Here is a 24204-nt window from a genome sequence, read left to right as displayed (position 1 = left end):
CACGATGACGTTCGACACCCTGCTGGTCGCCAACCGCGGCGAGATCGCGGCACGCGTCATCCGCACCGCCCGCCGACTCGGCCTGCGCACCGTCGCGGTGTACTCCGACACCGACCGTGCCACCGAGCACGTACGGCTGGCCGACGAGGCCGTCCGGCTCGGTCCGGCGCCCGCCAAGGAGTCCTACCTCGACGCCGATCTGGTCCTCAAGGCCGCCAAGGACACCGGCGCGGGCGCGATCCATCCCGGCTACGGCTTCCTGTCCGAGGACGCCGACTTCGCACGCCGCTGCGCCGACGCCGGCATCGTCTTCGTCGGCCCCACCCCCGAACAGCTGGAGCTCTTCGGGGCCAAGCACACCGCGCGCGCCGCCGCACGGGCGGCGGGCGTGCCCCTCGCCCCGGGGACCGGGCTCCTCCCCGACGTGGCCGCCGCCCTCGCGGCGGCCGAGGAGACCGGCTACCCGGTGATGCTCAAGGCGACCGGAGGCGGAGGCGGCATCGGCATGCAGGCGTGCCACGGCGCGGCGGACCTCGCCGACGCCTGGGAGCGGGTCCAGCGCGTGGCCGCGGCCTCCTTCTCCTCCGCCGGTGTCTTCCTGGAACGGCTCGTGGAGCGGGCCCGGCACGTCGAGGTGCAGGTCTTCGGCGACGGACAGGGCAGGGTCGTCACCTTCGGCGACCGCGACTGCTCTCTCCAGCGCCGCAACCAGAAGGTCCTGGAGGAGGCCCCGGCACCAGGCCTCCCGGACCACGTCCGGCACCGGCTCGCCGAGGCCGCACGGGATCTCTGCGCGTCGGTGGACTACCGCTCCGCCGGCACGGTCGAGTTCGTGTACGACGCCGCCCGCGAGGAGGCCTACTTCCTGGAGGTCAACACCCGCCTCCAGGTCGAGCACCCGGTCACCGAGGAGATCTACGGCGTCGACCTCGTCGAGTGGATGCTGCGGCTCGCGCAGGGTGACACCGCGGTCGTCACCGAGCCTCCGACGCCCACCGGCCACGCCGTCGAGGCCCGGATCTACGCGGAGGACCCCTCCCGCGACCACCGCCCCAGCGCAGGCCTGCTCACCCGCGTGTCCTTCCCCGAGGACGTCCGCGTGGACGCCTGGGTGGAGACCGGCACGGAGGTCACCACCGCGTACGACCCGATGCTCGCCAAGGTGATCGCGCACGGCGCCGACCGCGCCGAGGCGCTCGACCGGCTGGACGCGGCGCTCGCCGCGACCCGCGTCGACGGCATCGAGACCAACCTCGGCCTGGTGCGGGCCGCGCTCCGCCACGGCGACGTACGCGCCGCCGGCCACTCGACCGCCTCGCTCGCGGCGATCACCGACCCCACGCCGCGCATCGAGGTCGTCGCGCCGGGCACCCTGACCACCGTGCAGGACTGGCCCGGCCGTACCGGCTACTGGCAGATCGGTGTCCCCCCGGGCGGCCCGATGGACGACCTCTCCTTCCGGCTCGGCAACACCGCGCTCGGCAACGATGCGGGCGCACCCGGTCTGGAGTGCACCCTCCAGGGCCCCTCCCTGCGCTTCACCCACCCGACGACGGTCTGTGTCACCGGAGCCCCGGCGAGTGTGACGATCGACGGCCTTCCCGTGCCGCAGTGGGAGCCGATCACCGTCGACGCCGGACAGACGCTCGCCGTCGGCACCCCCGACGAACGGGGACTGCGCACCTACGTGCTGTTCGCGGGCGGCCTGGACGTACCGGGGTTCCTGGGCAGCGCGGCCACCTTCACCCTCGGCCGGTTCGGCGGGCACGGTGGCCGCGCCCTGCGCGCGGGCGACGTACTGCACGGCGGCGAGGCGCGTACGGAGACCGCCGTCGTCCCCGTCGACGAGCGGCCCTCCTTCGACACCGTGTGGCGGGTCGGCGCGGTCGAAGGACCGCACGCCGCACCGGAGTTCTTCACCGAGGACGACATACGCGACTTCTACGCCGCGGACTGGAAGGTCCACTTCAACTCGGCGCGCACCGGCGTCCGCCTCGTCGGCCCCAAGCCGCGCTGGGCACGCCCGGACGGCGGCGAGGCGGGGCTGCACCCCTCCAACATCCACGACACGCCGTACTCCGTCGGCGCCGTCGACTACACCGGCGACATGCCCGTCCTCCTCGGCCCCGACGGCCCCTCCCTCGGAGGCTTCGTCTGTCCGGCGACGGTCGTCACCGGACAGCGCTGGAAGCTCGGCCAGCTACGCCCCGGCGACACCGTCCGCTTCGTCCCGGTCACCACGGCGGCGGCGGGGGAGCTGCGGCGCAACCCCGCGTCGGAGCCGCGGGCCGACCGCGAGGCCATCGTCGACGGGGGCGTCCTCGCGCGCCTGGACGAGAGTGGAGGCCGCCCGGCGGTCACGTACCGGCGCAGCGGTGACGACAACCTCCTCATCGAATACGGGCCCATGCAACTCGACCTGGCCCTGCGCATGCGCGTCCACGCGCTCGCGGAGGCGCTGGCCGCGCGGGGCCTCCCGGGCGTCGTCGACCTCACCCCGGGCATCCGCTCGCTCCAGATCCAGACGAACCCCGACGTGCTGTCCCCTCAGGCGCTCCTCGACGCCGTGCTGCGCGTGGAGGAGGAACTCCCGGCCACCGACGAGCTGGTGGTACCCAGCCGGACCGTGCACCTGCCGCTGTCCTGGGACGACCCGGCGACCCGCGAGGCCATCGCCCGCTACACGGCCGGCGTGCGCGACGACGCCCCGTGGTGCCCGTCGAACATCGAGTTCATCCGCCGCGTCAACGGCCTGGACACGGCCGACGACGTGTACCGGACCGTCTTCGACGCCGAGTACCTGGTCCTCGGCCTGGGCGACGTGTACCTCGGAGCGCCCGTGGCCACCCCTCTCGACCCGCGGCACCGTCTGGTCACCACCAAGTACAACCCGGCCCGCACCTGGACCGCGGAGAACTCGGTCGGCATCGGCGGCGCGTACCTGTGCGTCTACGGCATGGAGGGGCCGGGCGGCTACCAGTTCGTCGGCCGCACCACGCAGGTGTGGTCGGGCTGGCGGCAGCGCGGCGCCTTCGAACCGGGCAGGCCCTGGCTGATGCGCTTCTTCGACCGGATCAGGTGGTACCCGGTCGGCGCCGACGAACTCCTGGAGCTGCGCGCGGACATCATCTCCGGCCGGTTCGTCCCGAAGACCGAGGAGGGCACCTTCTCGCTCGCCGAGTACCAGGCCTTCCTCGACGAGAACGCCGAGTCGATCACCGCCTTCCGCGACCGGCAGAGCCGGGCGTTCGGCGCCGAGCGCGACGCCTGGGAGGCCGCCGGCGAGTTCGCCCGCGCCGAGGCCGCCGCCGAGGTCGCGCCGCCGACCGCCGACATCACCGTGCCCGAGGGCGGCCGACTGGTCGAGGCCGAGTTCACCGCCTGCGTCTGGCAGGTCGACGTCCGGATCGGGGACCGGGTGTCGGCGGGTCAGCAGCTGGTGGCGCTGGAGGCGATGAAGATGGAGGCGCCGGTACCGGCACCCGCCGACGGGATCGTCGTGGAGGTCCTGATCAAGCCGGGCAGCCAGGTGGAGGCGGGCACCGCGCTCGTCGTCCTCGCTCCCGTCGAGCTCGCGGAGGCAGCAGCATGATCACGACAGTGGAGCGGGTACGCGCCGCGTACACCCGTGTCGCCCAGATGGACCGGCCCGAGGTGTGGATCGATCTGCGCCCCCGGCGGGAAGCGGAGGCGGACGCCGCCGCGGTCGACGCGAGAGTCGCGGCCGGCGAGCGGCTGCCGCTCGCCGGCACGGTGTTCGCGGTCAAGGGCAACATCGACGTGGCCGGGCTCCCCACCACCGCCGGCTGCCCCTCGTACGCCTACGCGCCGAAGGCCGACGCCCCGGCGGTGGCGCGCCTGAAGGCGTCGGGCGCCGTGCTCCTCGGCACCACCAACCTCGACCAGTTCGCGACCGGCCTGGTCGGCACGCGCAGCCCGTACGGCGCCGTCCGCAACGCCGTCGACCCCGCGTACGTCTCCGGCGGCTCCTCGTCCGGCTCGGCGGTCGCGGTCGCCCTCGGCATCGCGGACTTCGCCCTCGGCACGGACACCGCGGGCTCCGGCCGGGTCCCGGCCGCCTTCAACGGCGTCGTCGGCATCAAACCGACCTTCGGCCTGGTCCCGACCGAGGGTGTCGTCCCCGCCTGCGCGTCGCTCGACTGCGTGACCGTCTTCGCCCGCACCCTCCCGGAGGCCGAGCGGGCGCTGTCCTCCATGGTGGCACCGACGGGTCGCGAGCTCCCCGCGCTGGAGCAGCGCCGACCGGGTCCGTGGCGGATCGCCGTGCCCGAGCCGGGGCACCTGGGCGAGCTGGACGAGGGCTGGGCCGAGGCGTTCGAGGCGGCCGCGGCCCGGCTCGCCGAAGCGGGCGCCGAACTCCGGCCCGTCGACCTGGCACCGTTCACCGAGGCGGCCTCGATGCTGTACGAGGGCGCGTTCGTCGCCGAGCGCTACACCGCCGTCGGCGCCTTCCTCGACGGACACGCGGGCGCGGCGGACCTCGACCCGACCGTGGCCGGGATCATCTCCCGGGCCCGCGACATCCCGGCCCACCGGCTCTACGCGGACCGCGCGACGCTGTCCGTCCTCCGCGCCAGGGCGCTGGCGGCCCTGGGCGACGCGGACGCGCTCCTCCTGCCGACGACACCAGGGCACCCGACCCTCGACGAGGTCGCCGCCGACCCCCTGGGCGCGAACGCCCGCCTCGGCCGGTTCACCAACTCGACGAACCTGTTCGACATGGCGGCGGTCGCCGTCCCCGCCGGCGAGGTGAAGGGGCGGCCGTTCGGCGTCATGCTGATCGGCCGGGCATTCACGGACGAGCGGCTCGCGCGCGTCGCCGGCCTGCTCACCGCCCCGCCGGCGCGTCTCGCGGTGGTCGGCGCGCATCTGTCCGGGCAGCCGTTGAACGGGCAACTGCTCGCCCTGGGCGGCCGTCTGGAACGCACCACCACCACCGCGTCCGCCTACCGGCTGTACGCGCTGGACACGGTCCCGCCCAAGCCGGGACTCGTCCGGGTCCGCGAAGGCGGTGCCGCGATCGAGGCCGAGGTGTGGCGGCTCCCCGCCGAAGGGCTGGGCACACTCCTCTCGTCTCTGCCCCGCCCGATGGCGCTGGGCAGTGTGGAACTCGCGGACGGCAGCTTCGTGCCCGGCTTCCTCTGCGAGCCGGAGGCCATCGACGGCGCCCGCGAGATCACCACGTACGGCGGCTGGCGCGCCGCCCTCCGGTCCATCGAGGACGAGGCCCGCGCCGGCCGTGGCGCGGCGTCCGCAGGGTAAGAGCGCTTCCTCCGGCCGCCCTCGGGCGGAGACGAGTTCGTGATTCCCTGTGCCCGCTGAGTGCTCCGGACAGGGATCCCGCCACCGTCGGAGGCCGTAGCCACCTGGCGCGCCGCGCCGCGCCGAAGACGCTCAGCCCGTGCGCCGCCGATCGACGGCGGCTTCGTACCCCACCTCCGGCTCGCGAGGCCGCCCGTTGAGTGGTCTCAGGCGGGCGGCAGGCGGCGAGCCGACTTCCGGGGCGGCCCGGCGACGTCCGGCCGACGGCCAAAGGGACCCTTCTGCACGAAACAGAGTGAGGTCGGCGCCCGACAGGTCGGTGACGCGTGCACGCACGTCGTCAGTGTGTGCGGAAGGGTTTCCCGCAGGATTGATGGCTCATCAGGTAAGTCGGCATTCGGTCAGCGCGAGTCGCCGGGCGTTCCCAAAGGTATTGACGGAACAAGCGTCGATGACGGCGGGAAAGCCCAGGTGGAGACCCGTTCGTCTGACCTCGTAGGCCCAGCCGGCGGGAGTGTCGGGGGCTGCGACCGGTGTGTGGGTGTGCCGGGCGGCAGGGTTCCAAGGCCCCTGTCCCCGGCCGCCGCGAGCACGGAGGCGTGCGGGCGGAAGTCCGTCTTGATCGAGCTGGACGATTTTGGTCCGTCCGTTGAACGGGCCGCCGGTCAGCTTGACGCCGACGGTGCTGCTGACCACCTCGCCGGCGGGCCAGCGGTGGACGACCTTCATGCGCTCGGAATCCTCGGCCCCCATCTCCGAAGCTGATCACGCGCTCATCCGCAGAGCAAGTAGCTCTCAAGTCGCCGCGGCGGTCCGGGATTCGTGGAAGGTTCCGTCGCGGAGCATCGCGAAGAGGACGTCGGCTCGTCGTCGGGCGAGGCAGAGCAGGGCCTGGGCGTGGTGTTTACCCTGGGCGATCGGGGCTTGACCCTGGATGTTGGACACCAGAGACACTCGGACCTTGACAGTCCGGGTGGACAGGAGTCCTGCACCGATGGTGATGAAGCGCTACCCGCCGGAGTTCAAGGCGGACGCGGTCGCGCTGTACGAGTCGCGGCCGGGATCGACGATCAAGCAGGTTGCCGAGGATCTCGGGGTCAATCCGGAGACGCTGCGCAACTGGATTCGGGCGGCCGGTCGGCGCACGCCCCGGGCCGCGACGTCGGCAGTTGCGGCTGCGGGCAGCGCGTCGCTGGAGGCGGAGAACGCCGCCCTGCGCCGGGAGAACGCCGAGCTCAGGCAGGAGCGGGAGATCCTGCGCCGGGCGGCCAAGTATTTCGCCGGAGAGACGCGCTGGTGAACCGCTTCCAGTTCGTCGCCGACCATCAGCGCCGTTACGGCGTGAAGCGGTTATGCCGGGTTCTCGGGTTGGCCCGCTCGAGCTTCTATCACTGGCGCCGCACCGCCCCGGACCGGGCCGCCCGGCAGGCGGCCGATGCGGGACTCACAGCCCGGATACGCCGGATCGACCGGGATTCGGACGGCACCTACGGCCTTCCGGGGATCACCGCCGAGCTCCGCGACGGCGGCGAGCGCGTGAACCACAAGAAGATCGCCCGGCTGATGAAGGCCGCCACCATCACCGGTCGGCGACTGCGCCGCAAGCGCACCACCGTCGCCGACCCGGCCGCGGCCAAGGCGCCGGACCTGCTCGGCCGCACCTTCACCGCAACCGAGCCGAACACGAAGTACGTCGGCGACATCACCTACCTGCGCATCGGGGCGGGCAAGTTCCTCTACCTGGCCACCGTCCTCGACCTCGCCTCGCGCCGCCTGGCCGGCTGGGCGCTGGCCGACCACATGCGCGCCGACCTCGTCATCGACGCCCTCGCCGCGGCCGAACGCACCCGCGGCAGCCTGCACGGTGCGATCATGCACACCGACCACGGATCGCAGTACACCAGCAAGGCGTTCGCCGACGCCTGCCGGCAGGCCGGAGTCGCCCAGTCCATGGGCGCGATCGGCAGCTCGGCGGACAACGCCGCCGCGGAGAGCTTCGACGCGACCCTCAAGCGGGAGCTGCTGCAGGGCCGAAAGGGCTTCGCCGACGAACGCGAGGCCCGTCCGGCGGTCTTCCGCTGGTGCCATCGCTACAACACCGTCCGCCGCCACTCCCGCCTCGGACAACGCAGCCCCCTCACCTACGAGACCGCCCTCGCCACCCGATCGACCCCCCTGGCCGAAGCCGCATAGCCCGTGTCCAACATCCGGGGTCAAGGCCCGTCACGGGCGGTAGAGCAGTTCCAGGAGGATGGCTGCGATGAGTTGCCACGCGCCGGCGGCGAGCAGCCACATGCTGTCGAGGGCCAGCCCGACGGCGCTCGTGAGGGATGCGCCGACGAAGAGCGTGCGGGAGAGGCGGCGCACGCGGTGGTCCGAGGGCAGGCGTCCGTCCGCATGATCACCGTGACCGCCGAGAAGGGCGCCGTACCCGGCGCCGAGGAACCGCCCGATACCGGCGCGCGGCACAAGCTGACCGCCGTCACCGGGCTCGCGGCCCTGTCGCTGGACGCGATGGCGTCGGTGGCGTACGGGCCCGAGGCCATCGTGCTGGTCCTTGCGGCCGCCGGCGGGTACGGGCTGGGATTCACTCTGCCGGTGACGCTCGCCATCGCGGGGCTGCTCGCGGTGCTGGTCGCCTCGCACCGGCAGGTCATCGCCGCGTTCCCGGACGGCGGCGGTTCCTACGCCGTCGCCAAGGCGCACCTGGGGCGTCGTACGAGCCTGGTCGCGGCCGGTTCGCTGGTCCTCGACCACGTCCTCAACGTGGCCGTCGCCGTCACCGCCGGGGTGGCCGCGCTGACGTCCGCCTTCCCGGGCCTGTACGGCGACCGGCTGGTGATCTGCCTCGGCGTCCTGGTGCTCATCACAGCCGTGAACCTGCGCGGGATCGTCGACTCGGCCCGCGCCTTCATCGTCCCGACCGCCGTCTTCGTCGGCGCGATCCTCGTCGTGATCGCCGTCGGCCTGTTCCGCGACGCGCCCGTCTCCACCGCGGTATCCGACGGCCGCGCCTCCGTCCTCGCCGACAACGCCACCACCGTCGGCACCCTGCTCCTCCTCAAGGCGTTCGCATCCGGCTGCTCCGCGCTGACCGGTGTGGAGGCGATAGCCCACGCGGTGCCGTCCTTCCGGGCGCCGGCCGCCCGCCGGGCGATGCGGGCGGAGGCGGCGCTGGGTGTGCTGCTGCGTTTCTGACGCGCTGCTTCGATCTCGTCGAGGCGTCTGCGTTCGGCGGCTTCGCCGCGAAGCGTGACCTCCTGCGCGATCTCGGCGAGCTGGTCTCTGAGGGAGTGGCCCGGGGTGTCGGCCCATTCGCTCCGCCTGTGCGGCCGGCCGTCCCTGAGGACGCAGCGGAGGCGTTCGGACGGGGCGTAGTCGAAGCGGGGGAACCTGGTCCAGGACACCCTGGCCGGAAGTCGTCGCCACGGACTCCACTGGCTCGCTGTGCGGCCGAAGCCAGTGCACGCACCGCCCCCGCGATAGGGCGGAGCAGTCAAAGCCGAATTGGCACAAGGGTCTCCCCGAGCGGTCGGGACCTTCGTGCTGCCGGGCGCCGCCTCGTGCGGTCCCCGCCTTGGGTGGTGGACTGGCGGGCTGCCGGACCGGGGCCCAACCACGCTGACGGCCCGGCAGCTCCGGGAGCGCGGCGAGTGAATCGGGCTGGATCTCCTCGATCGTCTCGCCGCCCGCGCTGCGGCGCAGGACGGTGTGGAGCATGTCGTCCGTGATGACCGGCGGCCGGCCACCGTGCGTGAGGCACAGTCGATCCGATAGGGCTATTGGTCGCAACAGCTTCTGGCTGACGCCGAACCCTGCAGCAGTTTCAGTGCGGCCGTGGCAAGCCTTCGGGCGGTGACGTGCGGTTCGGCGGCGGGCAGGATGAGATGGCTGATGGTCATGCGGACGATGACGTCCGCTGTCATCTCGAGAGTCTCCGTGTGCTGCTCCGGGTAGCGTGTGCCCAACCATTCCCGCACCAGGTGCTGGCCCGCGTCGAAGATCGGGTCCGCTCGGGCGGTGAGGTAGGGGAGCAGACTGTCGGAGCCATGGCGGGCGGCTGCGATGACAGCCCGTATGAGGGGCTGGGTGTGAGCTTCCTCGAGTACGTACCGGATGGCGGCTTCGAGGCAGGCTTGGGAGTCGGGCAGGCCGGGATGGAGCGTGTCGGCCACCCCGGCGAGGAACTGCCGGGTCTCACGGATCACCAGCGCGCGTCCCAGACCGGCCCGATTGCCGAACTCCTTGTAGACGGAGGGGCGGGAGACCTGAGCTCGTGCTGCGACGGCCGAAAGACTGACCTGGTCCCATCCGGCTTCGCAGGTCAGGTCGCGAGCGGCATCGAGGACGCTTATCCTCATCCGCTTGCGCCAGGCGATCCGCGGGGAGTCGGGAGGTTCTTCACCTGCGAGCCAATTCGTCGTGCGTCGCTGTTCTGTTGCCATGGCACATGTCTGTTCGCGAGTTGGGCCGCCGGACCACGAGTAGCTCCGCGAGCATGCGGCCGTATGAGCATGCGGTGGTGTCGGCCCCTTGGTACGGGGGATGGGGCCGACACCACGCCAGGGAGTCCGGGTGAACCGGACTGTCAGGAACGCTTGCGACGGGCGACCAGGACGAGACCGCCACCGAGGGCGAGAGCGGCCGCCGCCATGCCGATGGGGACCAGGGGATCGGATCCACCGGTCTGTGCGAGCGGACCGTTTCCGCCGTCCGCGTCAAGGCTGGAACCGCCGTCACCCTTACTGGCGCTCAGCCCTTCCGTGCTGGGCGAGGCGGTGGTGCCGCTTGTGCCGGGCGAGGCCCCGGTGCCGGGCTCGCCGGGCTGCTCCTCCCCGGGCTGGGCCTCATCCTGCCGACCGTTGGAGCCGGAATCGTCGAGGTCGGAATCGGAAGCCCCCTGCGTCATGTCACCGGTACCGAATCCGTAGGCGCCGCGGTCGGGCGCGCCGCCGGCCCGGCGGGTGCCGGTGGTGACGGCGGCGAACGGAATGCCTGACCCGATGGCTGGGGAGCTGTCTCGCAGCCGGAAGGCCGTGTCCGACGTGGTGCCGGCGTCGGCGAACTCCGGGTCGGCGACGATGTCGTGCGGACCCTTGACCTCAGGAGCCTTGCCGCCGAAGTAGACGTTGTAGTCGTAGGTCACGTCCACGTTGCGGGACTTGCTGTTCGTCGCCTGGCCGGGCCGGCCGTACGCGATGTTGTTGAGCAGCCGGACGTCGGTGCTGTCGTGGGCGAAGATGTTGGCGTAGCTCTTCATGCGGGTGCTTCGGCCGTTCAGGTACGCCGTGTTGTGCACGATGTCGACGTGCTGGCTCTTGTAGGAGTGGATTCCCGAGCCGCCGTTGTCGTAGGACAGGTTGCCGGCGACCAGGACGCGGCCTCCGTAAGCGGGGTGGCCAGCGTCGCCCTTGAGCGTGTCGATGATGATGCCGTTGCCGTCGGAGTAGCAGCGGCACCTCTCCCACTTGATCTTGGTCTCGTTGTCGTGGACGCGATTACCGGTGATGCGGATCTTGTACGTCCTGGTGTCGGAGCTCCCCACGTCGCGCGGAGTGAGGACGGAGATGCCGCTGGTGGCATAGACCGTGTACCACGAGTTGGAGTACACGTGGTTCGCGGAGATGGTCACGTGGTCGGATTCGATCGCCGATATGCCGCCGCCCGCGCACGCGTGCACCTCGTTGCCGGTCACCTCGATGTGGTGCGACGCGGCACCCGTGGCTCTGTCTCGTTCGATCGAGATGCAGTTGGTGTTGTAGGTGGGGTCGCCCTTCTTCGATCCGCGTTCGGCCCCGGCCAGGTTGAGGGCGGCGTTGTTGCCCTTGATCTCCAGATTCTTGATGGAGATGTAGGACGCGCCGTGGACGCTGATGCCGTTCCATGCCTTCACCGGGTGGATCACCGGCTTGTGGCCGGGGTGCGCGGTGAAGGTGATCGGTGCGCCGGGGCGGCCCGAGCGCTTGATGGTCAGCACATTGGATCCTGCGGAGCGTTCCGAGTACGTGCCGTTCATGATCGAGACGGTGTCGCCGGGGCCGGCGCTGTCGGCGGCCTTCTGGAGGGTGCGGAAGGGCGCTCCGGTAGAGGTTCCCGGATTGCTGTCGCTGCCTTCGGGGCTCACGAAGTAGGTGCGGTCTGCCGCATGGGCTGTACCGGCTCCGACGGTGACGATGCCGAGCGGGGCGGATGACGCGAGCAGTGCTGCGGTCACGGCGAAGGTGTGCGTGCGTTTCATTGGTGCCTGGTCTCCGAAGTCATCCGGACTGAAGCGGGCCGTGTCTTCTCTCGGTCGAGACCGTGCACAGGAAGGAGTGTGCCGGGAAGGACAGGGCAAGGGCGTCACGCCATGTCAGAGTGCTGCCCCGGGGCGGTGCGCGACCCATGGCTGCGCTCCGAAGTCCGTTGTGGGGGTGTGGTGTTGCGTGAACGACAGTTACAGAAGTGGAAAATGAACGCAACCCTGTACCGCCTGTAAACATTCTGACGCCCTGTCAGTTCAGAGGGGCGGTGCCGAGTTCCGGCAGCGGCCGTTTCGAAGAACCTCTGTACGGGGGTTGCGAGTTGGCATGCTGGTATATCAGCATGCCGCCATGCCACAGATCGACTATCCAGTGAACAGCGCCGAAGCCCTGCCTCCCGGCTCGCTACCGCCGCTGCGCCAGGCCGTCTCCCGAACCGACCGGGTGCGGGAGGCGCTACGGCAGGCGATCCTCGAAGGTGCGCTTCAGCCCGGAAAGCCCTTGGTGGAGCGGGAACTCGCGGAGGTGTACGGGGTGTCCAAGACCCCGGTGCGCGAGGCCCTGAAGCAGCTCCACTCCACCGGCCTGGTGGAGATCAACGCCTACCAGGGAGTCAGTGTCCGCCGCCCCGACAACCGTCTCGTGCAAGAGCTGTACGCCGCCCGCTGTGCAGCGGAACCCGAGGCCGTACGCCTGGGCGCGGTCCGTCTCGGTGCGACCGCCCACGCGGCCGCCCGCCAGGCGCTCCAGGACGCGACCACGCTGATCGGCTCGGGCGAGACGCGCGGTCTGGGCATCGCCAACCGGCGTTTTCACCGCGAGCTCTACAGCGCCTGCGGCAACAGCTTCCTCTGCGGCTTCCTGGACCAGCTCCAGGACCTCACGGCCTTCGTGGCCGGTCTCGGCTGGCGGCTGCGTGCCACCTGGGAGGAAGAGGCCGCCGAACACGCGGCGATCCTGGAGGCGATGGAGCAGGGCGACGGTCCGCTCGTCGAACGGTTGACCCGCGCTCACATCGAGAAGGCCAAACAGACCATCTCCCGCGCGCTCGGCGACGGCCTCGGCGACGACCGGTGAACGTCGAGCTGTTCGCCCACCCGCTCTCCTTCCGCCGGCACCCGCAGGTCCAGGCGGACCGACTGGCCGCCCATGGCGTCGACGGTGTCCACCTGGCGTTCAGCTATCACGGCGGGCGGTGGCTGCTGACGACCAGCGACCCGTGTGCCGTGGCCGACTTCCGGGCCGGGCAGTGGTTCCGCGACGAAGCCGTCCCCGTCAACGGGAACGACCTCGCCCTGCCGGCGCTCGGTGACGACGCGACCACCGCCACGACCGCCTTGCTGCGGGCCGGCCTCGGTGTGACCGCCTGGCTCGTCGGGCTCCACCAGTCCGGACCCGCCACCCGGCATCCCGAATCGGCGCTGCGTAATGCCTTCGGCCACCACTACCGGCACGCACTGTGCCCGGCACGGCCCGAGGTCCGCGCCTATGCCACCGATCTTGTCGCCCGAACCGCCCGTCGGCCCGGTGTCACCGGCCTCGAACTCGAAGCCTTCGGCTACCTGGGCTGGCAGCACCAGAGCGCCCATGACAAACTCGGCGCGGCCCTGCGCCCGGTGGACCGCTGGCTGCTCTCACTGTGCTTCTGCTCCGCCTGCGCGGAACGCTTCACCGACGCGGGCATCGACGTGCCCGCCTTCGCCGAGAACGTCCGCGCGGCACTGCTCGCCCAACTCGCCGAGCCGCGCGAAGCCGGCGACCTCGACGCCGACGCACGCACCGCCCTGGGCTCCGACCTGCACGACACCGTTCTCGCCGTGCGCTCGCGAACCACCGTGGCCCTCGTGCGGGACGCCGTCGCCGCAGCCGACGGACTGCCCGTCTCCATACGCACCACCAGTGACCCGTATGCCTGCGACGGCAAGTCCGCCGCCGACACGAGCGCCCTCGCCGCCGCAGCGGGCGCCCTCACCGTCACCGACCTGTCGGGGAATCATGACGCGCTGCGCCGCGAACTCGCCTCAGCGGCCCGGACCGGCGCACAGGTGACCGTCGGATGGAACCTGGCCGTCGGCCGGACCACCGGCGAGCAGCAACTCGCGGATGTCGCCCGGGACGCGTACGCGGCCGGAGCCCGCTCCCTGGCCCTGTACGCCTACGACCTGGCCCCAGCACAGCGCCTCGCGTGGCTGAGTGGCCTCTCCCGCCTCGCCGGCTGTCCTGACACGGCCGAGCCCGCACCCTCGACCCCTATACCGGAGCCGGTGAAATGACCGGATACCTCGTACGCAGACTCTTCCAACTGATTCCGGTCGCCCTCGTCGTCTCCCTGGTGCTCTTCATGCTCCTGCGGCTGATGCCGGGCGACCCCACCCTCGCCATCCTCGGCCAGGAGGCCACCGAGCAGGACCGAGCGGTACTCCGAGGGGACCTCGGCCTCGATGCACCGCTGTGGCAGCAGTTCACCCAGTGGCTCGGCGATCTGGTCCGCGGCGACCTGGGCAGCTCATGGCTCACCGACGAGAAGGTGGGCACGGTCATCTCCGACCGGTTCGCCGCCACGGTCGAGCTCGGAGTCATCGCGATGGTCTTCGCCGTCCTCGTCGGGATCCCCGCGGGCATCCTCGCCGCCGTCCGCCGTCGCAGCCGCACGGACACCGCGCTGAACTCCGTCGGTCTGCTCGCCCTGTCCGCCCCTCACTTCTACCTCGCCGCACTGCTCATCCTCGTCTTCGCCCTGTGGCTCAAGGTCCTCCCGCCCTCGGGATACGTTCCCTTCACCGAGGACCCCGTCGAGAACCTGCGAGGCATGGTCCTCCCGGCTCTCACGATCGGCTCCACCATCGCCGCGGTCACCATGCGCCAGACCCGCGCCGCTCTCCTCGCCGCGTTCAACGAGGACTACATCCGCACAGCCGAGGCATCAGGTCTCTCACGTGGCCGGATCGTGGGCGTCTACGCCCTGCGGAACGCCATCGTGCCGGTCGTGACCGTGATCGCCCTCCAGATCGGGGCGCTGATGAGTGCCACCGTCGTCACCGAGACCGTCTTCACCGTCCCCGGCATGGGCACCTTGATCGTCGACGGCATCTTCAGCCGGGATCTCCCCGTAGTCCAGGGCGCCGTGCTGATGGTCGTGGTCCTCGTCCTCCTGGTGAACCTTCTGGCAGACCTGGTCTACGCCTGGCTCGACCCGCGCATCACGTACTGACTCGGCCCTCGCGCCCACAGAGTCACCCGATCCGCGCCGCCGATCAGCACGTCCCGCACCGCACGTCCCGCACGTCCCGCACTGCACGTCCCGCACCGCACGTCCCGCACGTCCCGCACCGCACGTCCCGCACGCACCTTCTGGAGCGCTGATGGCCCTAGACCTCGCGCCGAAAGTCCCCCACAGACCGGTTCTCGACCGGCTGCGCCGTGACCGCCGCGCCCACATCGCCGTACCCCTGCTGTTCCTCCTGCTCGTGGCCGCCGCCGCCGCACCCTTCATGTCGGACTCGGTCAGCGCCACGGACACCGGCCGGCTCCTGACCGGTCCCAGTTCCCGGCACCTGCTCGGCACCGACGAGATCGGGCGGGACGTCCTGGCCCGGATCGTCGCCGGAGCCGTGGTCACCTTAGGGGTGGCCACCATCACCGTGGGCGCCGCCCTGATCGCCGGCACGGCGCTCGGTCTGATCGCCGGATACCGCGGCGGCTGGGTGGACACCCTCGTCATGCGCGTCTCCGACGGACTGCTCGCCTTTCCCCTCCTCGTCCTCGCCCTCACCGTGGTCGCGGCCCTCGGCCCCGGGCTGCGCAACGCCCTGATCGCCATCGCCGTCGTCACCACCCCGCGTTTCGCCCGCGTGGTCCGGGGCGAGGTGCTCTCCCTGCGCACCCGCGAATGGGTGTCCGCCGCACGTATCGTGGGCGTCACACGGACGACGATCATGCGCCGTCACCTGCTGCCCCACCTCGCCGGCACCCTGCTGGTGTTCGCCGCCCTCCAGGTGTCCACCGCGATCATGGCCGAGGCCGCGCTGAGCTTCCTGGGGCTGAGCGTCCAGCCCCCGCAACCGAGTTGGGGCGCGATCGTCGCCAGTGGCACCGACCACCTGAGCGCGAGCTGGTCGCTCAGCGTCTTCCCCGGACTCGCGATCCTCCTCACCGTCGCCGCGTTCAACCTGCTCGCCGACGCCCTGCGCGACGCGCTGGACGCCCACCGCCCGGACCTCGCACCCGCGCGCTGAGCCGTCTCACACCCCTTCACCCCGTTCCCCCCCGTACAGAGGAAGTACTTCGTCATGCCCAACTCCACGCCGCCACGGATACCACGTCGCACCGTCCTGGCCGGTGCCGCAGCCACCGCGGCCCTCGCCACCCTGGCCGGATGCGGCTCCTCGGACTCCTCCGACGGAACCTCCGGGGGAACGCTCACCGCCGGCTTCGACAACGAGCCCGTCACCCTCGACCCGGCGCTGAGCTCCGCCATCTCCTCCGACCGCAACGTCCTCAACCTGTTCTTCGACACCCTGCTGCGTCAGCGCCGCGACGGAACCTTCGAGCCGGCCCTCGCCACCCAATGGACCGACACGGGCACCGAGATCACCTTCGAGCTCCGCCAGGGCGTGAAGTTCCACGACGGAACCCCCTTCGACGCCGACGCGGTCGTCCTCAACCTGAAGCGGATATCCGATCCCGCGACCCGCTCCACCAAGAAGGCCGCGCTGGCCTCCATCCGCGAGGTGAGGGCAACCGGCCCGCGGACCGTCACGGTCACCCTGAAGGCGGCCGATCCGCTGCTGCTCACCCAGCTCGCCCACGAGCCCGGAATGATCGCCTCGCCCACCGCGCTCGCCAAAGGGGCCGAGGAGTTCGGCCGCAGGCCGGTCGGAACCGGCCCCTTCACCCTCCGCCAGTGGAGGACCAAGGTCCAGCTGACCGCCGAGCGCAACAAGACGTACTGGGCCAGGACCGAGGAAGGCGACGCGCTTCCGCTCCTCGACAAGGTGGTCCTGCGCTTCGTCACCGAGGCCAAGGTCCTGCGCGCCGAACTGTCCACCGGCGGAGTGCACCTGGTGCGCGCCCTGCCACCGGAGGAGTACAAGCAGCTGGCCGACGCCCCACGGATCACCATCAAGGACGAGGGCGTACGCCGCAACTACTACGCCTCGCTCAACGTCACCAAGGGACCCTTCCGCGACCCGCAGGTACGCGCGGCCTTCGCGATGGCCGTCGAGCGCAGGTCCGTCGGCAAGGCCGCCGCCGGCGGCGACTTCGACATCGCCCCCTCCTTCGCCACCGCCGGCGACTGGTTCCACGACGACGCCCTCGCCCCCCTGCCGTACGACCCCGAGAAGGCCCGCGCCACCCTGGACAAGGCGGGACTGCGCGGAAAGGTACCCATCACCCTCCTCGCCCGCCGTCGCGCCCCCGACCCCACCGTCGCGGAGCTGCTCCAGAGCCAGCTCACCGCCGTGGGATTCGCCCCCAAGGTGGAGATCCTCGAGTTCCCCAGCTGGAGCGCATGCGGAAGCAGGACTTCGACGCGGCGATCCTCGTCGTCGACATCCCCCGTCTGGACCCCTCCCTCACCTTCGACCCGTACTTCGCCAGTGACGGCCCGAGCAACTGGTCGGGCCTGAAGGACTCCGCCCTCGACGCCCTGCTCGACAAGGGGCTGAGCACGGACGACCGCGCCGTGCGCAAGCAGGCGTACGTCGACGTGCAGCGCCGCATCCTGGAGAACAACTACTGGGTCTTCCTGCACCAGGCCAAGTCGCCGCTGATCCAGAGCAGCAACCTCAAGGGCGTCGCTCTCGACGTCGACGGTCAGTGGCGCCTCGAGCGTGCCCGGCTCGGCTCCTGAAGGGCCTGCGATGACCCTCCTCGACATCAGCCGGCTCGCCGTCACCTTCCACACCGCTTCCGACGAGCCGCCCGTGCGCGCTGTGGACGAGGTCAGCCTGCACCTCGCCACCGGTGAGACCCTCGCCATCGTGGGCGAGTCCGGTTCCGGCAAGACCGTCACCGCCCTGAGCCTGCTCGGTCTCAACCCGCCCCCGCCCCTGTGCGAGACCACCGGGTCGATCCTGCTGGACGGCACCGACCTGCGAGGCATGGACCGGCGCTCCTGGCGGGAGGTACGCGGCAACCGGGTCGCCATGGTCTTCCAGGACCCCGGCACCGCCCTCAACCCGCTGCTGACCATCGGCACACAGATCATGGACGCCGTCCGCGCGCACGAACGCATGAACCGCGAGCAGGCGCGGAAACGGGCGGTCGAGGCGTTGACCCAGGCCCGCATGCCCGAGCCCGAGAAGCGCCTGACCCAGTACGTCCACGAACTGTCCGGAGGCATGCGCCAGCGCGCCGCCATCGCCCTGGCGATCGCCGCCCGCCCACGACTCCTCATCGCCGACGAACCCACCACCGCCCTCGACGCCGCCGTCCAGGCCGAGATCATGACCATGCTCCGCTCGCTGTGCGACGACCTCGGCATGGGCCTGATCCTCATCACCCACGACCTCGGCGTGGTCGCCGAACAGGCCGACCGGGTCGCGGTCATGTACGCCGGGCGGATCGTCGAGAGCGGACCCACCGCCCAGGTCCTGGCCGATCCCCGCATGCCCTACACCCAGGCACTCCTGGCAGCGACCCCGCGTCTGGACGCACCCGCCCGCACCCGCCTCGCCTCCATCGAGGGCCGGCCACCCCGGCTCAGCGAACGCCCTCCCGGCTGCTCCTTCGCACCACGCTGCCCGGTTCGCACGGAGAGCTGCGAAAGTGCCGTGCCCCCGCTGCTCACCGTCGGCGAGAACCACGCGGCGGCATGCCTGTTCGCCGACGCACCACGCGAACGGCCCCTGGCGCTGCCCCTGACGACCGACGACCTGCCCCAGGACGCCGAACAGGAGGGCGGCACGCCGCTCGTCGAGTTCGATGCCGCCGACCTGCGCTATCCGGTCCGCACCGGAGCGCTGCGCCGTATCACCGGGCACGTCGACGCCGTCCAGCAGGTGAGCCTGAAGGTCGAGCCGGGACGGACGCTCGCTCTCGTGGGGGAGTCCGGCTCGGGCAAGACCAGCCTGACCAAGATGCTGCTCAGGCTGGAGACCCCCTCCGGGGGGACCGTCCGCTACGACGGCATCGACGTCCGACGGCCGTCCGCGTCGGAGCTGCGGCGGCTCCAGCGGGAGGTCCAGGTCGTCTTCCAGAACCCGTACGCCAGCCTCGATCCCCGTATGACGGTCCGAGAGATCCTCGCCGAGCCGATGCGGGTCCACGGGCTGGACACCGCGGAACCCGAGCTCGTACGCCTTCTCCAGGACGTCGGCCTCGACGCGTACGCGCTGGACCGCTTCCCCTCCGCCTTCTCCGGCGGACAGCGCCAGCGCATCGCGATCGCCCGGGCACTGTCCCTGCAGCCGCGGCTGATCGTCTGCGACGAGGCCGTCAGCGCCCTGGACGTCTCCGTCCAGGCCCAGATCCTCAACCTGCTCGCCGACCTCCAGGCCGCCCACGGCATGGCCTACCTCTTCATCACCCACGACCTCGCCGTCGTCAGATCGGTCGCCCATCGCATCGCCGTCATGCGGCAGGGCCGGATCGTCGAGGAAGGGCCGGCCGACCGGATCTACGAGACCCCCTCCCACCCGTACACCCGCGCACTGCTCTCGATGGCCCCGGGGCGCACCGCGCCCCGCCTCGCCGGCGCGGAGAGCACTCCCGGCACCGACAAGGAACGGAGCATCACATGGCCGAAGTGACCCGAGTCCGCCTGACCTCGATCAACACGCCGCGGCACAACAGCATCACCTGCGGGCACATCGTCGTCGAACTCCTCACCGACGACGACGCACTGACGGGCATCGGTGAGATGTCCGACCTCCAGCACCTCCCGCGCTACCACCTCGACGTACCGGAACTGGAAGCCACCCTCAACGAGATCCTCGTGGGCCTCGACGCACTCCAGACCACCGAGATGGAACGCCGCCTGGAAGCGAACTTCCCCCAGGCCGGATACATCTACGACAAGAGCCGCGCCATCAAGTGCGGGGTCGACATCGCCTTCTGGGACCTGGCCGCGAAACAGCTCGGTCTCCGGGTGTGCGACCTGCTCGGCGGCGCGGTCCGCGAGTCCGTGCCCATCGCGTATCCGATCTTCCGCCAGCAGCACGAGGAGGACGTCGAACGCAATCTCGCCATGGTGGGACAGCGCCTGGAAGAGGGCTTCACCTACTTCCGCGTCTACGTCGGACGCCGCCTCGACCTGGACGAGCGATTCCTGCGCACCGCCCGCGAACGGTTCGGCGACCGCATCACCATCAAGTCCCTGGACTTCTCCAACCTCCTCGACGCCAAGGCGGCCTGCGCCTTCGCCGAGCGGGTGGCCGACGTCGGCTACGACCTCGTCGAGTCGCCCGCCCCGCACCACGACATCCGCGGTCTGGTCCAGGCTCGCGACCGGCTCGCCGTCCCGATCAGCGAGCACGTCTACAGCTTCCGGTGGGCTCTGGACCTCGTTGCCGCGGACGCGGTGGACGTGTTCAACGTCAGTGTGATCGCGATCGGCGGGATCACACCGGCCCGCCGGATCTTCGCGATAGCCGACGCCGCCGGCAAGGCGTGCCTGGTCGGCACCACGCAGGAGCTGTCCATCGGCACGGCGGCCGCCGCCCACATCGCGATGGCGATGTCGGCCGTCACCGTCCCGAGCGACCCGGTCGGACCGCTCCTCTACACACGGGACGTCGTCACCGACCCCGTCCGTTACACCGGCGGCCTGCTGTCCGTGCCGCAGGGCCCCGGCCTCGGCATGACTCTCGACCCGCAGCGGCTGTCGGCTTCCGCCGGACCGCTGACCTGGGCGGCCACCAGCGCCGCCGCTGTCGTCGACCGGCAGGTGGCCGCCACGTGAGCGACACACCGCAGCCGACGGGTGACGCCCGTGCCGAAGGCCGCTTCACCGGCCGTGTCGCGCTGGTCACCGGAGGCGCACGCAACATCGGTCTGGCCATCGCATGGAGGCTCGCCCAGGAAGGCGCGGCGGTCGCCCTCAACGGCCCCGACCCGACCGAGACCGAAGCCGCGGCCGCAGCCATGCGCGACAGGGGCATGTCCGCGGTGGCCTGCCCCGGCGACGTATCCGACGCCCGTCAGGTCGACGCCTGCCTCAACCGTACGGTCGATGTCCTCGGCGGACTCGACCTGCTGGTCAACAACGCGGCCGCACCCATGCTGGGGCGTGGTCCGCTGCTCGACATCGACGTCGCCGACTGGGACCGCAGTTTCGCCGTCAACGCGCGCGGGGTGTTCCTGTGCACGGTGGCAGCCGCCCGGGTGATGTCGGCCGGCTCCTCGGTCGTGAACATCTCCTCGGTCGGGGCCACCCGTGCCCACCGGGCCGCCGTCGCCTACGACGCCAGCAAGGGCGCCGTCGACGCGGCGACCCGTGCGATGGCCCTGGAGCTCGCGCCCCGAGGGATCCGCGTCAACGCGGTCGCCCCCGGCCCTGTCATCAACGACCGCTTCGCCCTCCTCGATCCGGCCCAGCAGCAGACCCGCGCGCAGCCGGTCCCACTCGGCCGGGTCGGCGACGGATCCGATGTCGCCGGGGCCGTCGCGTTCCTCGCCTCGGCGGACGCGTCCTTCATCACCGGACAGGTGCTGAACGTCGACGGGGGACTGAGCGCGCAGCTCAGGCCGCCGGGGGCCGACCCCGCTCTCGACCGTCCCGTCCCCTGACCGTCCCGTCCCCTGACCGGCCGCACCACCGTCCCGGTCCGTACCCGTCGGCCGTTCTGCCGCACCGAAGGAAGCTCGACATGACCCAGACCCCCCGGCAGCCCCTCGACCCCGATGATCTGGCCGCCCTGGGCGAGGCAAGCACCGCCACCATCACCACCCAACTCTTCAAGCACGGCCTGCGCAACACCTTCCTGGCGGGCCTGACCTGTGTCACGCCCGACGCCAGGCGCATGGTCGGCGAAGCCTTCACCCTGCGCTACATCCCGGCCCGCGAGGACATCGACACCCTTGAGGTCTACGACGACTACGACCACCCGCAGCGCCTGGCGGTCGAGCAGGCCGGCCCCGGCCAGGTTCTCGTCGTGGACTGCCGCGGCCAGGGACGCGCCGCCGCCGCGGGCAACATCCTGCTGACCCGCATGGCGGTCAACGGCGCCGCCGGCGTGGTCACCGACGGCACCCTGCGCGACATCGAGGAGATCAGCCGCCTGCCCCTGCCCGTCTTCGCCACCGGGGCGGCCGCCATGACCAACCTCGCCCAGCACCACGCGGTCGACCTGCAAGTGCCCATCGGGTGCGCCGGCGTCGCCGTCTACCCCGGGGACGTCATGGTCGGCGACGCCGACGGTGTGGTCTGCGTACCCCGCCACCTCGTCCCGGTCATCGCCAGGGCGGCCCGGGAACAGGAACTGCAGGAGGCGTTCATCGTCGCCCGCGTCGCAGGCGGCGCCCCCCTGCGCGGCACCTACCCCCCGGACGCGGCGACCCGCCGCGCCTACGACGAGTCGCGCGGCGCGCTGCCGGCGACCGACTGACCCCCGTCCGCCCGGCGCCCTCCGACCGTGCCGGCGGCCCGGTCTCCGGAGCGCCGGCAACCGGCGCTCCGGCAGCACGACCCACATCCCGTTCACCGATCGATTCGCCCTCCCCCGCAGAAGGCAGGAATCATGGTCAACCCCGCCCCACCCGGCTCTGTACGTTCCCGTACCGGGAGGACCGTCCCGCTCCTCCTCTCCGGCGCTCTGGTCGGCGCCCTGATCTCCGTCGCCTCGGCAGGCCCGGCCGCCGCGGCAAACCTCTCCAGCACCTTCGACACCGTCGCCCCCGGCTCTCCCGCTCCCGGCTGGACGACCAGCGGCGACGTCACCGTGCAGGACGTGACCGGCACCGTCGACCGCAGCCTTCGCCTGCGAGACGCCTCCACGACCGCCAACACCACCGCCACGGCCACGTTCGGAACCACGACATCGACCGTCGTCGCCGGATTCCGGCTGCGAGCCGCCCAGTCCACCGCCACGGTCGGCGTGCACCTCGACGGCTCGGGCGGCCACAGCGTCACGGTTGCCATGAGCCCCACCGGCCGTCTCTACACCTACGACGGCGCCACCCAGGTCGATCTCGGCGCCTATGTCCCCAACCGCTGGTACGACATCCGTCTCGTCGCCCGCCCCGGCACCGCCGGCGCCGACCTCCACATCGACGGCGAACGCCGTGCCGCCGGGCTGGACTTCCGCACCTCCACCACCGATCTGGGCAGCCTGCAGGCCGGGGTCTCCGTAGGCGACACCGGCACCGCTTACCTCGACGACGTCCGCACCACTGTCGAGGCATCCCCGACGGGCTGGCCGCACCTCGGCACGATCGCCCCCCGCACGGCCGCGCAGGTGGGTGCCTCCAAGCTGCTCGTCGGAGCGGAGACCCTCGACCGCGACTACACGAACTACCAGGCGTACGCCCCCTACCTGGGGCGGCTGGGAGCGACAGGGGTCCGCCTGCAGGGCGGCTGGGCCAAGACCGAGAAGACGAAGGGGGTCTACGACTGGACATGGCTCGACCGCATCGTCGACGACGCCACGGCTCGCGGCGTCAGGCCCTGGCTCCAACTCTCCTACGGCAACGGCATCTACACGGGCGGCGGAGGCGCCGGCCTCGGCGGCCGGATCCCGACGTCCACCGAAGCCCTGGCCGCCTGGGACGCCTGGGTGACCGCCATGGTCAAGCGGTACGAGAACCGGGTCACCGAGTGGGAGATCTGGAACGAGCCCAACCTCGCCGGCATCCCGGCAGCCACGTACGCCGACTTCTTCGCCCGCACCGCGGCCCGCGTCCGCGCCGAACAGCCCGAATCCGTCATCTACGGGCCGGGCGAGGCCGGCATCGACGTCCCGTACACGAAAGACTTCCTCGTCCGGCTCTCCGGACAGGGCCACAGCCACCTGCTCGACGGCATCAGCTACCACCCCTACAACCCCAACCCCGACGACGTCTGGACCTATCAGCAGGTCGACAAGCTCCGGGCCCTGATCGACCAGTACGCCCCCGGAGCCGTACTGAGGCAGGGTGAGAACGGTGCCCCCAGCGCGCCCAACAGCTTCGGCGCGCTCGGCGACCTCGACTGGACCGAACTGAGCCAGACCAAGTGGTTCCTGCGCCGCCTCACACACGACCTCGGCCAGGGCATCAGCACCAGCGCCTTCAGCATCTCCGACCTCCACTACCCCTCGAAGATCAACAGCAAGGGCCTGCTCCAGACGAACAGCGACAAGTCGATCCGCTACGCCAAGCCGTCCTACTACGCGGTCCAGACCCTCGCCGCCGTCATCGACAGCACGGTGACGGCGCTGCCGGCCTACGCGTTCACCACCGACTCCGCCACCACCCTGACCGTCCAGGGCTTCGCCAAGCGCGACACCGGACGCCAGATCGTCGGCGTCTGGAACGGCACCACCACTCCGGGCGACAGCACCACCCGCACCCCGGTCCGTCTGACCCTCCCCGACGGCGACTTCACCGACCCCGTCTACGTCGACGTACGGACCGGCGCCGTCTTCGGCATCCCCGCCGCCGACTGGACGGTATCGGGTGGCACCCACACCTTCCGCAACGTGCCGGTGTACGACTCGCCCGTCCTCATCGCCGACCGCTCCGCGATCAGGCTCTAGAA

At 71.3% G+C, this 24204-nt stretch carries 18 protein-coding genes and 1 pseudogene; 15 read left to right on the top strand and 4 right to left on the bottom strand.

The window, feature by feature from the left end; translation table 11 throughout:
* Window positions 1-4 precede the first annotated feature (4 nt).
* Window positions 5-3592, top strand: a complete 3588-nt coding sequence (gene uca, locus ACIQFX_RS15725; protein ID WP_402463139.1) for an urea carboxylase — start codon at window positions 5-7, stop codon at window positions 3590-3592.
* A complete protein-coding gene (gene atzF, locus ACIQFX_RS15720; protein ID WP_402463136.1) occupies window positions 3589-5283 on the top strand; it encodes an allophanate hydrolase in 1695 nt (564 codons plus the stop codon). The genes uca and atzF overlap by 4 nt, the downstream gene beginning before the upstream one ends.
* A 381-nt stretch (window positions 5284-5664) precedes the next feature.
* On the opposite strand, the gene ACIQFX_RS15715 is transcribed toward atzF, so the two are convergent.
* Complete coding sequence (locus tag ACIQFX_RS15715; protein ID WP_402463133.1) at window positions 5665-6012, bottom strand: hypothetical protein; 348 nt, start codon at window positions 6010-6012, stop codon at window positions 5665-5667.
* Window positions 6013-6277: 265 nt separating this feature from the next.
* Here ACIQFX_RS15715 and ACIQFX_RS15710 point away from each other — a divergent pair.
* Window positions 6278-7476, top strand: a protein-coding gene (locus ACIQFX_RS15710; protein WP_402463130.1) for an IS3 family transposase whose coding sequence is annotated in 2 segments (ribosomal slippage) — window positions 6278-6563 and window positions 6563-7476 — 1200 coding nt in all. Because the reading frame shifts where the segments join, the coding sequence is not laid out codon by codon here.
* A 30-nt stretch (window positions 7477-7506) separates the two neighbouring features.
* Here the strand turns inward: ACIQFX_RS15710 and ACIQFX_RS15705 are convergent.
* Window positions 7507-7650 (bottom strand): hypothetical protein, encoded by a 144-nt coding sequence (locus ACIQFX_RS15705; protein ID WP_402463127.1) that lies wholly within the window; start codon window positions 7648-7650, stop codon window positions 7507-7509.
* 30 nt (window positions 7651-7680) lie between these two features.
* Between ACIQFX_RS15705 and ACIQFX_RS15700 the strand changes: the two are divergent.
* Window positions 7681-8472 (top strand): annotated as a pseudogene (locus ACIQFX_RS15700) (amino acid permease); the annotation flags it as partial.
* 590 nt (window positions 8473-9062) lie between these two features.
* Here the strand turns inward: ACIQFX_RS15700 and ACIQFX_RS15695 are convergent.
* Window positions 9063-9728 carry a TetR family transcriptional regulator gene (locus ACIQFX_RS15695; protein ID WP_402463124.1) on the bottom strand — a complete coding sequence of 222 codons (666 nt, stop codon included), beginning with the start codon at window positions 9726-9728 and terminating at the stop codon, window positions 9063-9065.
* A 143-nt stretch (window positions 9729-9871) separates the two neighbouring features.
* Window positions 9872-11497 carry a right-handed parallel beta-helix repeat-containing protein gene (locus ACIQFX_RS15690; protein ID WP_402463122.1) on the bottom strand — a complete coding sequence of 542 codons (1626 nt, stop codon included), beginning with the start codon at window positions 11495-11497 and terminating at the stop codon, window positions 9872-9874.
* A gap of 379 nt (window positions 11498-11876) precedes the next feature.
* On the opposite strand from ACIQFX_RS15690, the gene ACIQFX_RS15685 reads away from it, so the two are divergent.
* The 11 genes from ACIQFX_RS15685 (at window position 11877) to ACIQFX_RS15635 (ending at window position 24202) form a co-directional block, all read left to right on the top strand.
* On the top strand, window positions 11877-12602 hold the full coding sequence (locus ACIQFX_RS15685) for a GntR family transcriptional regulator (RefSeq protein WP_402463119.1): 726 nt from the start codon (window positions 11877-11879) through the stop codon (window positions 12600-12602).
* Window positions 12599-13798 (top strand): hypothetical protein, encoded by a 1200-nt coding sequence (locus ACIQFX_RS15680; protein ID WP_402463116.1) that lies wholly within the window; start codon window positions 12599-12601, stop codon window positions 13796-13798. Before ACIQFX_RS15685 ends, ACIQFX_RS15680 begins: the two co-directional genes overlap by 4 nt.
* Complete coding sequence (locus ACIQFX_RS15675) at window positions 13795-14736, top strand: ABC transporter permease (RefSeq protein ID WP_402463113.1); 942 nt, start codon at window positions 13795-13797, stop codon at window positions 14734-14736. The genes ACIQFX_RS15680 and ACIQFX_RS15675 overlap by 4 nt, the downstream gene beginning before the upstream one ends.
* A gap of 151 nt (window positions 14737-14887) precedes the next feature.
* Entirely contained in the window at window positions 14888-15760 is an 873-nt protein-coding gene (locus ACIQFX_RS15670) for an ABC transporter permease (protein WP_402463110.1), read from the top strand.
* Window positions 15761-15814: 54 nt separating this feature from the next.
* On the top strand, window positions 15815-17155 hold the full coding sequence (locus ACIQFX_RS15665; protein ID WP_402463106.1) for an ABC transporter substrate-binding protein: 1341 nt from the start codon (window positions 15815-15817) through the stop codon (window positions 17153-17155).
* Window positions 17038-17379: a hypothetical protein gene (locus ACIQFX_RS15660; protein ID WP_402463102.1), complete on the top strand. Its 342-nt coding sequence runs from the start codon at window positions 17038-17040 to the stop codon at window positions 17377-17379. The genes ACIQFX_RS15665 and ACIQFX_RS15660 overlap by 118 nt, the downstream gene beginning before the upstream one ends.
* Window positions 17380-17389: 10 nt before the next feature.
* Window positions 17390-19279 (top strand): dipeptide ABC transporter ATP-binding protein, encoded by a 1890-nt coding sequence (locus tag ACIQFX_RS15655; RefSeq protein ID WP_402463099.1) that lies wholly within the window; start codon window positions 17390-17392, stop codon window positions 19277-19279.
* The gene (locus tag ACIQFX_RS15650; RefSeq protein WP_402463096.1) at window positions 19267-20430 is read left to right on the top strand and encodes a mandelate racemase/muconate lactonizing enzyme family protein; all 1164 of its coding nucleotides are present in this window, start codon (window positions 19267-19269) and stop codon (window positions 20428-20430) included. Before ACIQFX_RS15655 ends, ACIQFX_RS15650 begins: the two co-directional genes overlap by 13 nt.
* On the top strand, window positions 20427-21257 hold the full coding sequence (locus ACIQFX_RS15645; protein WP_402463093.1) for an SDR family NAD(P)-dependent oxidoreductase: 831 nt from the start codon (window positions 20427-20429) through the stop codon (window positions 21255-21257). Before ACIQFX_RS15650 ends, ACIQFX_RS15645 begins: the two co-directional genes overlap by 4 nt.
* Window positions 21258-21337: 80 nt before the next feature.
* Window positions 21338-22075: a ribonuclease activity regulator RraA gene (locus ACIQFX_RS15640; RefSeq protein WP_402463089.1), complete on the top strand. Its 738-nt coding sequence runs from the start codon at window positions 21338-21340 to the stop codon at window positions 22073-22075.
* 132 nt (window positions 22076-22207) lie between these two features.
* Window positions 22208-24202: a hypothetical protein gene (locus ACIQFX_RS15635; RefSeq protein WP_402463086.1), complete on the top strand. Its 1995-nt coding sequence runs from the start codon at window positions 22208-22210 to the stop codon at window positions 24200-24202.
* Window positions 24203-24204 lie beyond the last annotated feature (2 nt).

It is taken from the genome of Streptomyces sp. NPDC093089, from assembly GCF_044754405.1.
Classification (GTDB): Bacteria; Actinomycetota; Actinomycetes; order Streptomycetales; family Streptomycetaceae; genus Streptomyces.
Note: the sequence above shows the minus strand (reverse complement) of the source record. Positions and strands in the feature narration are given on the sequence as shown.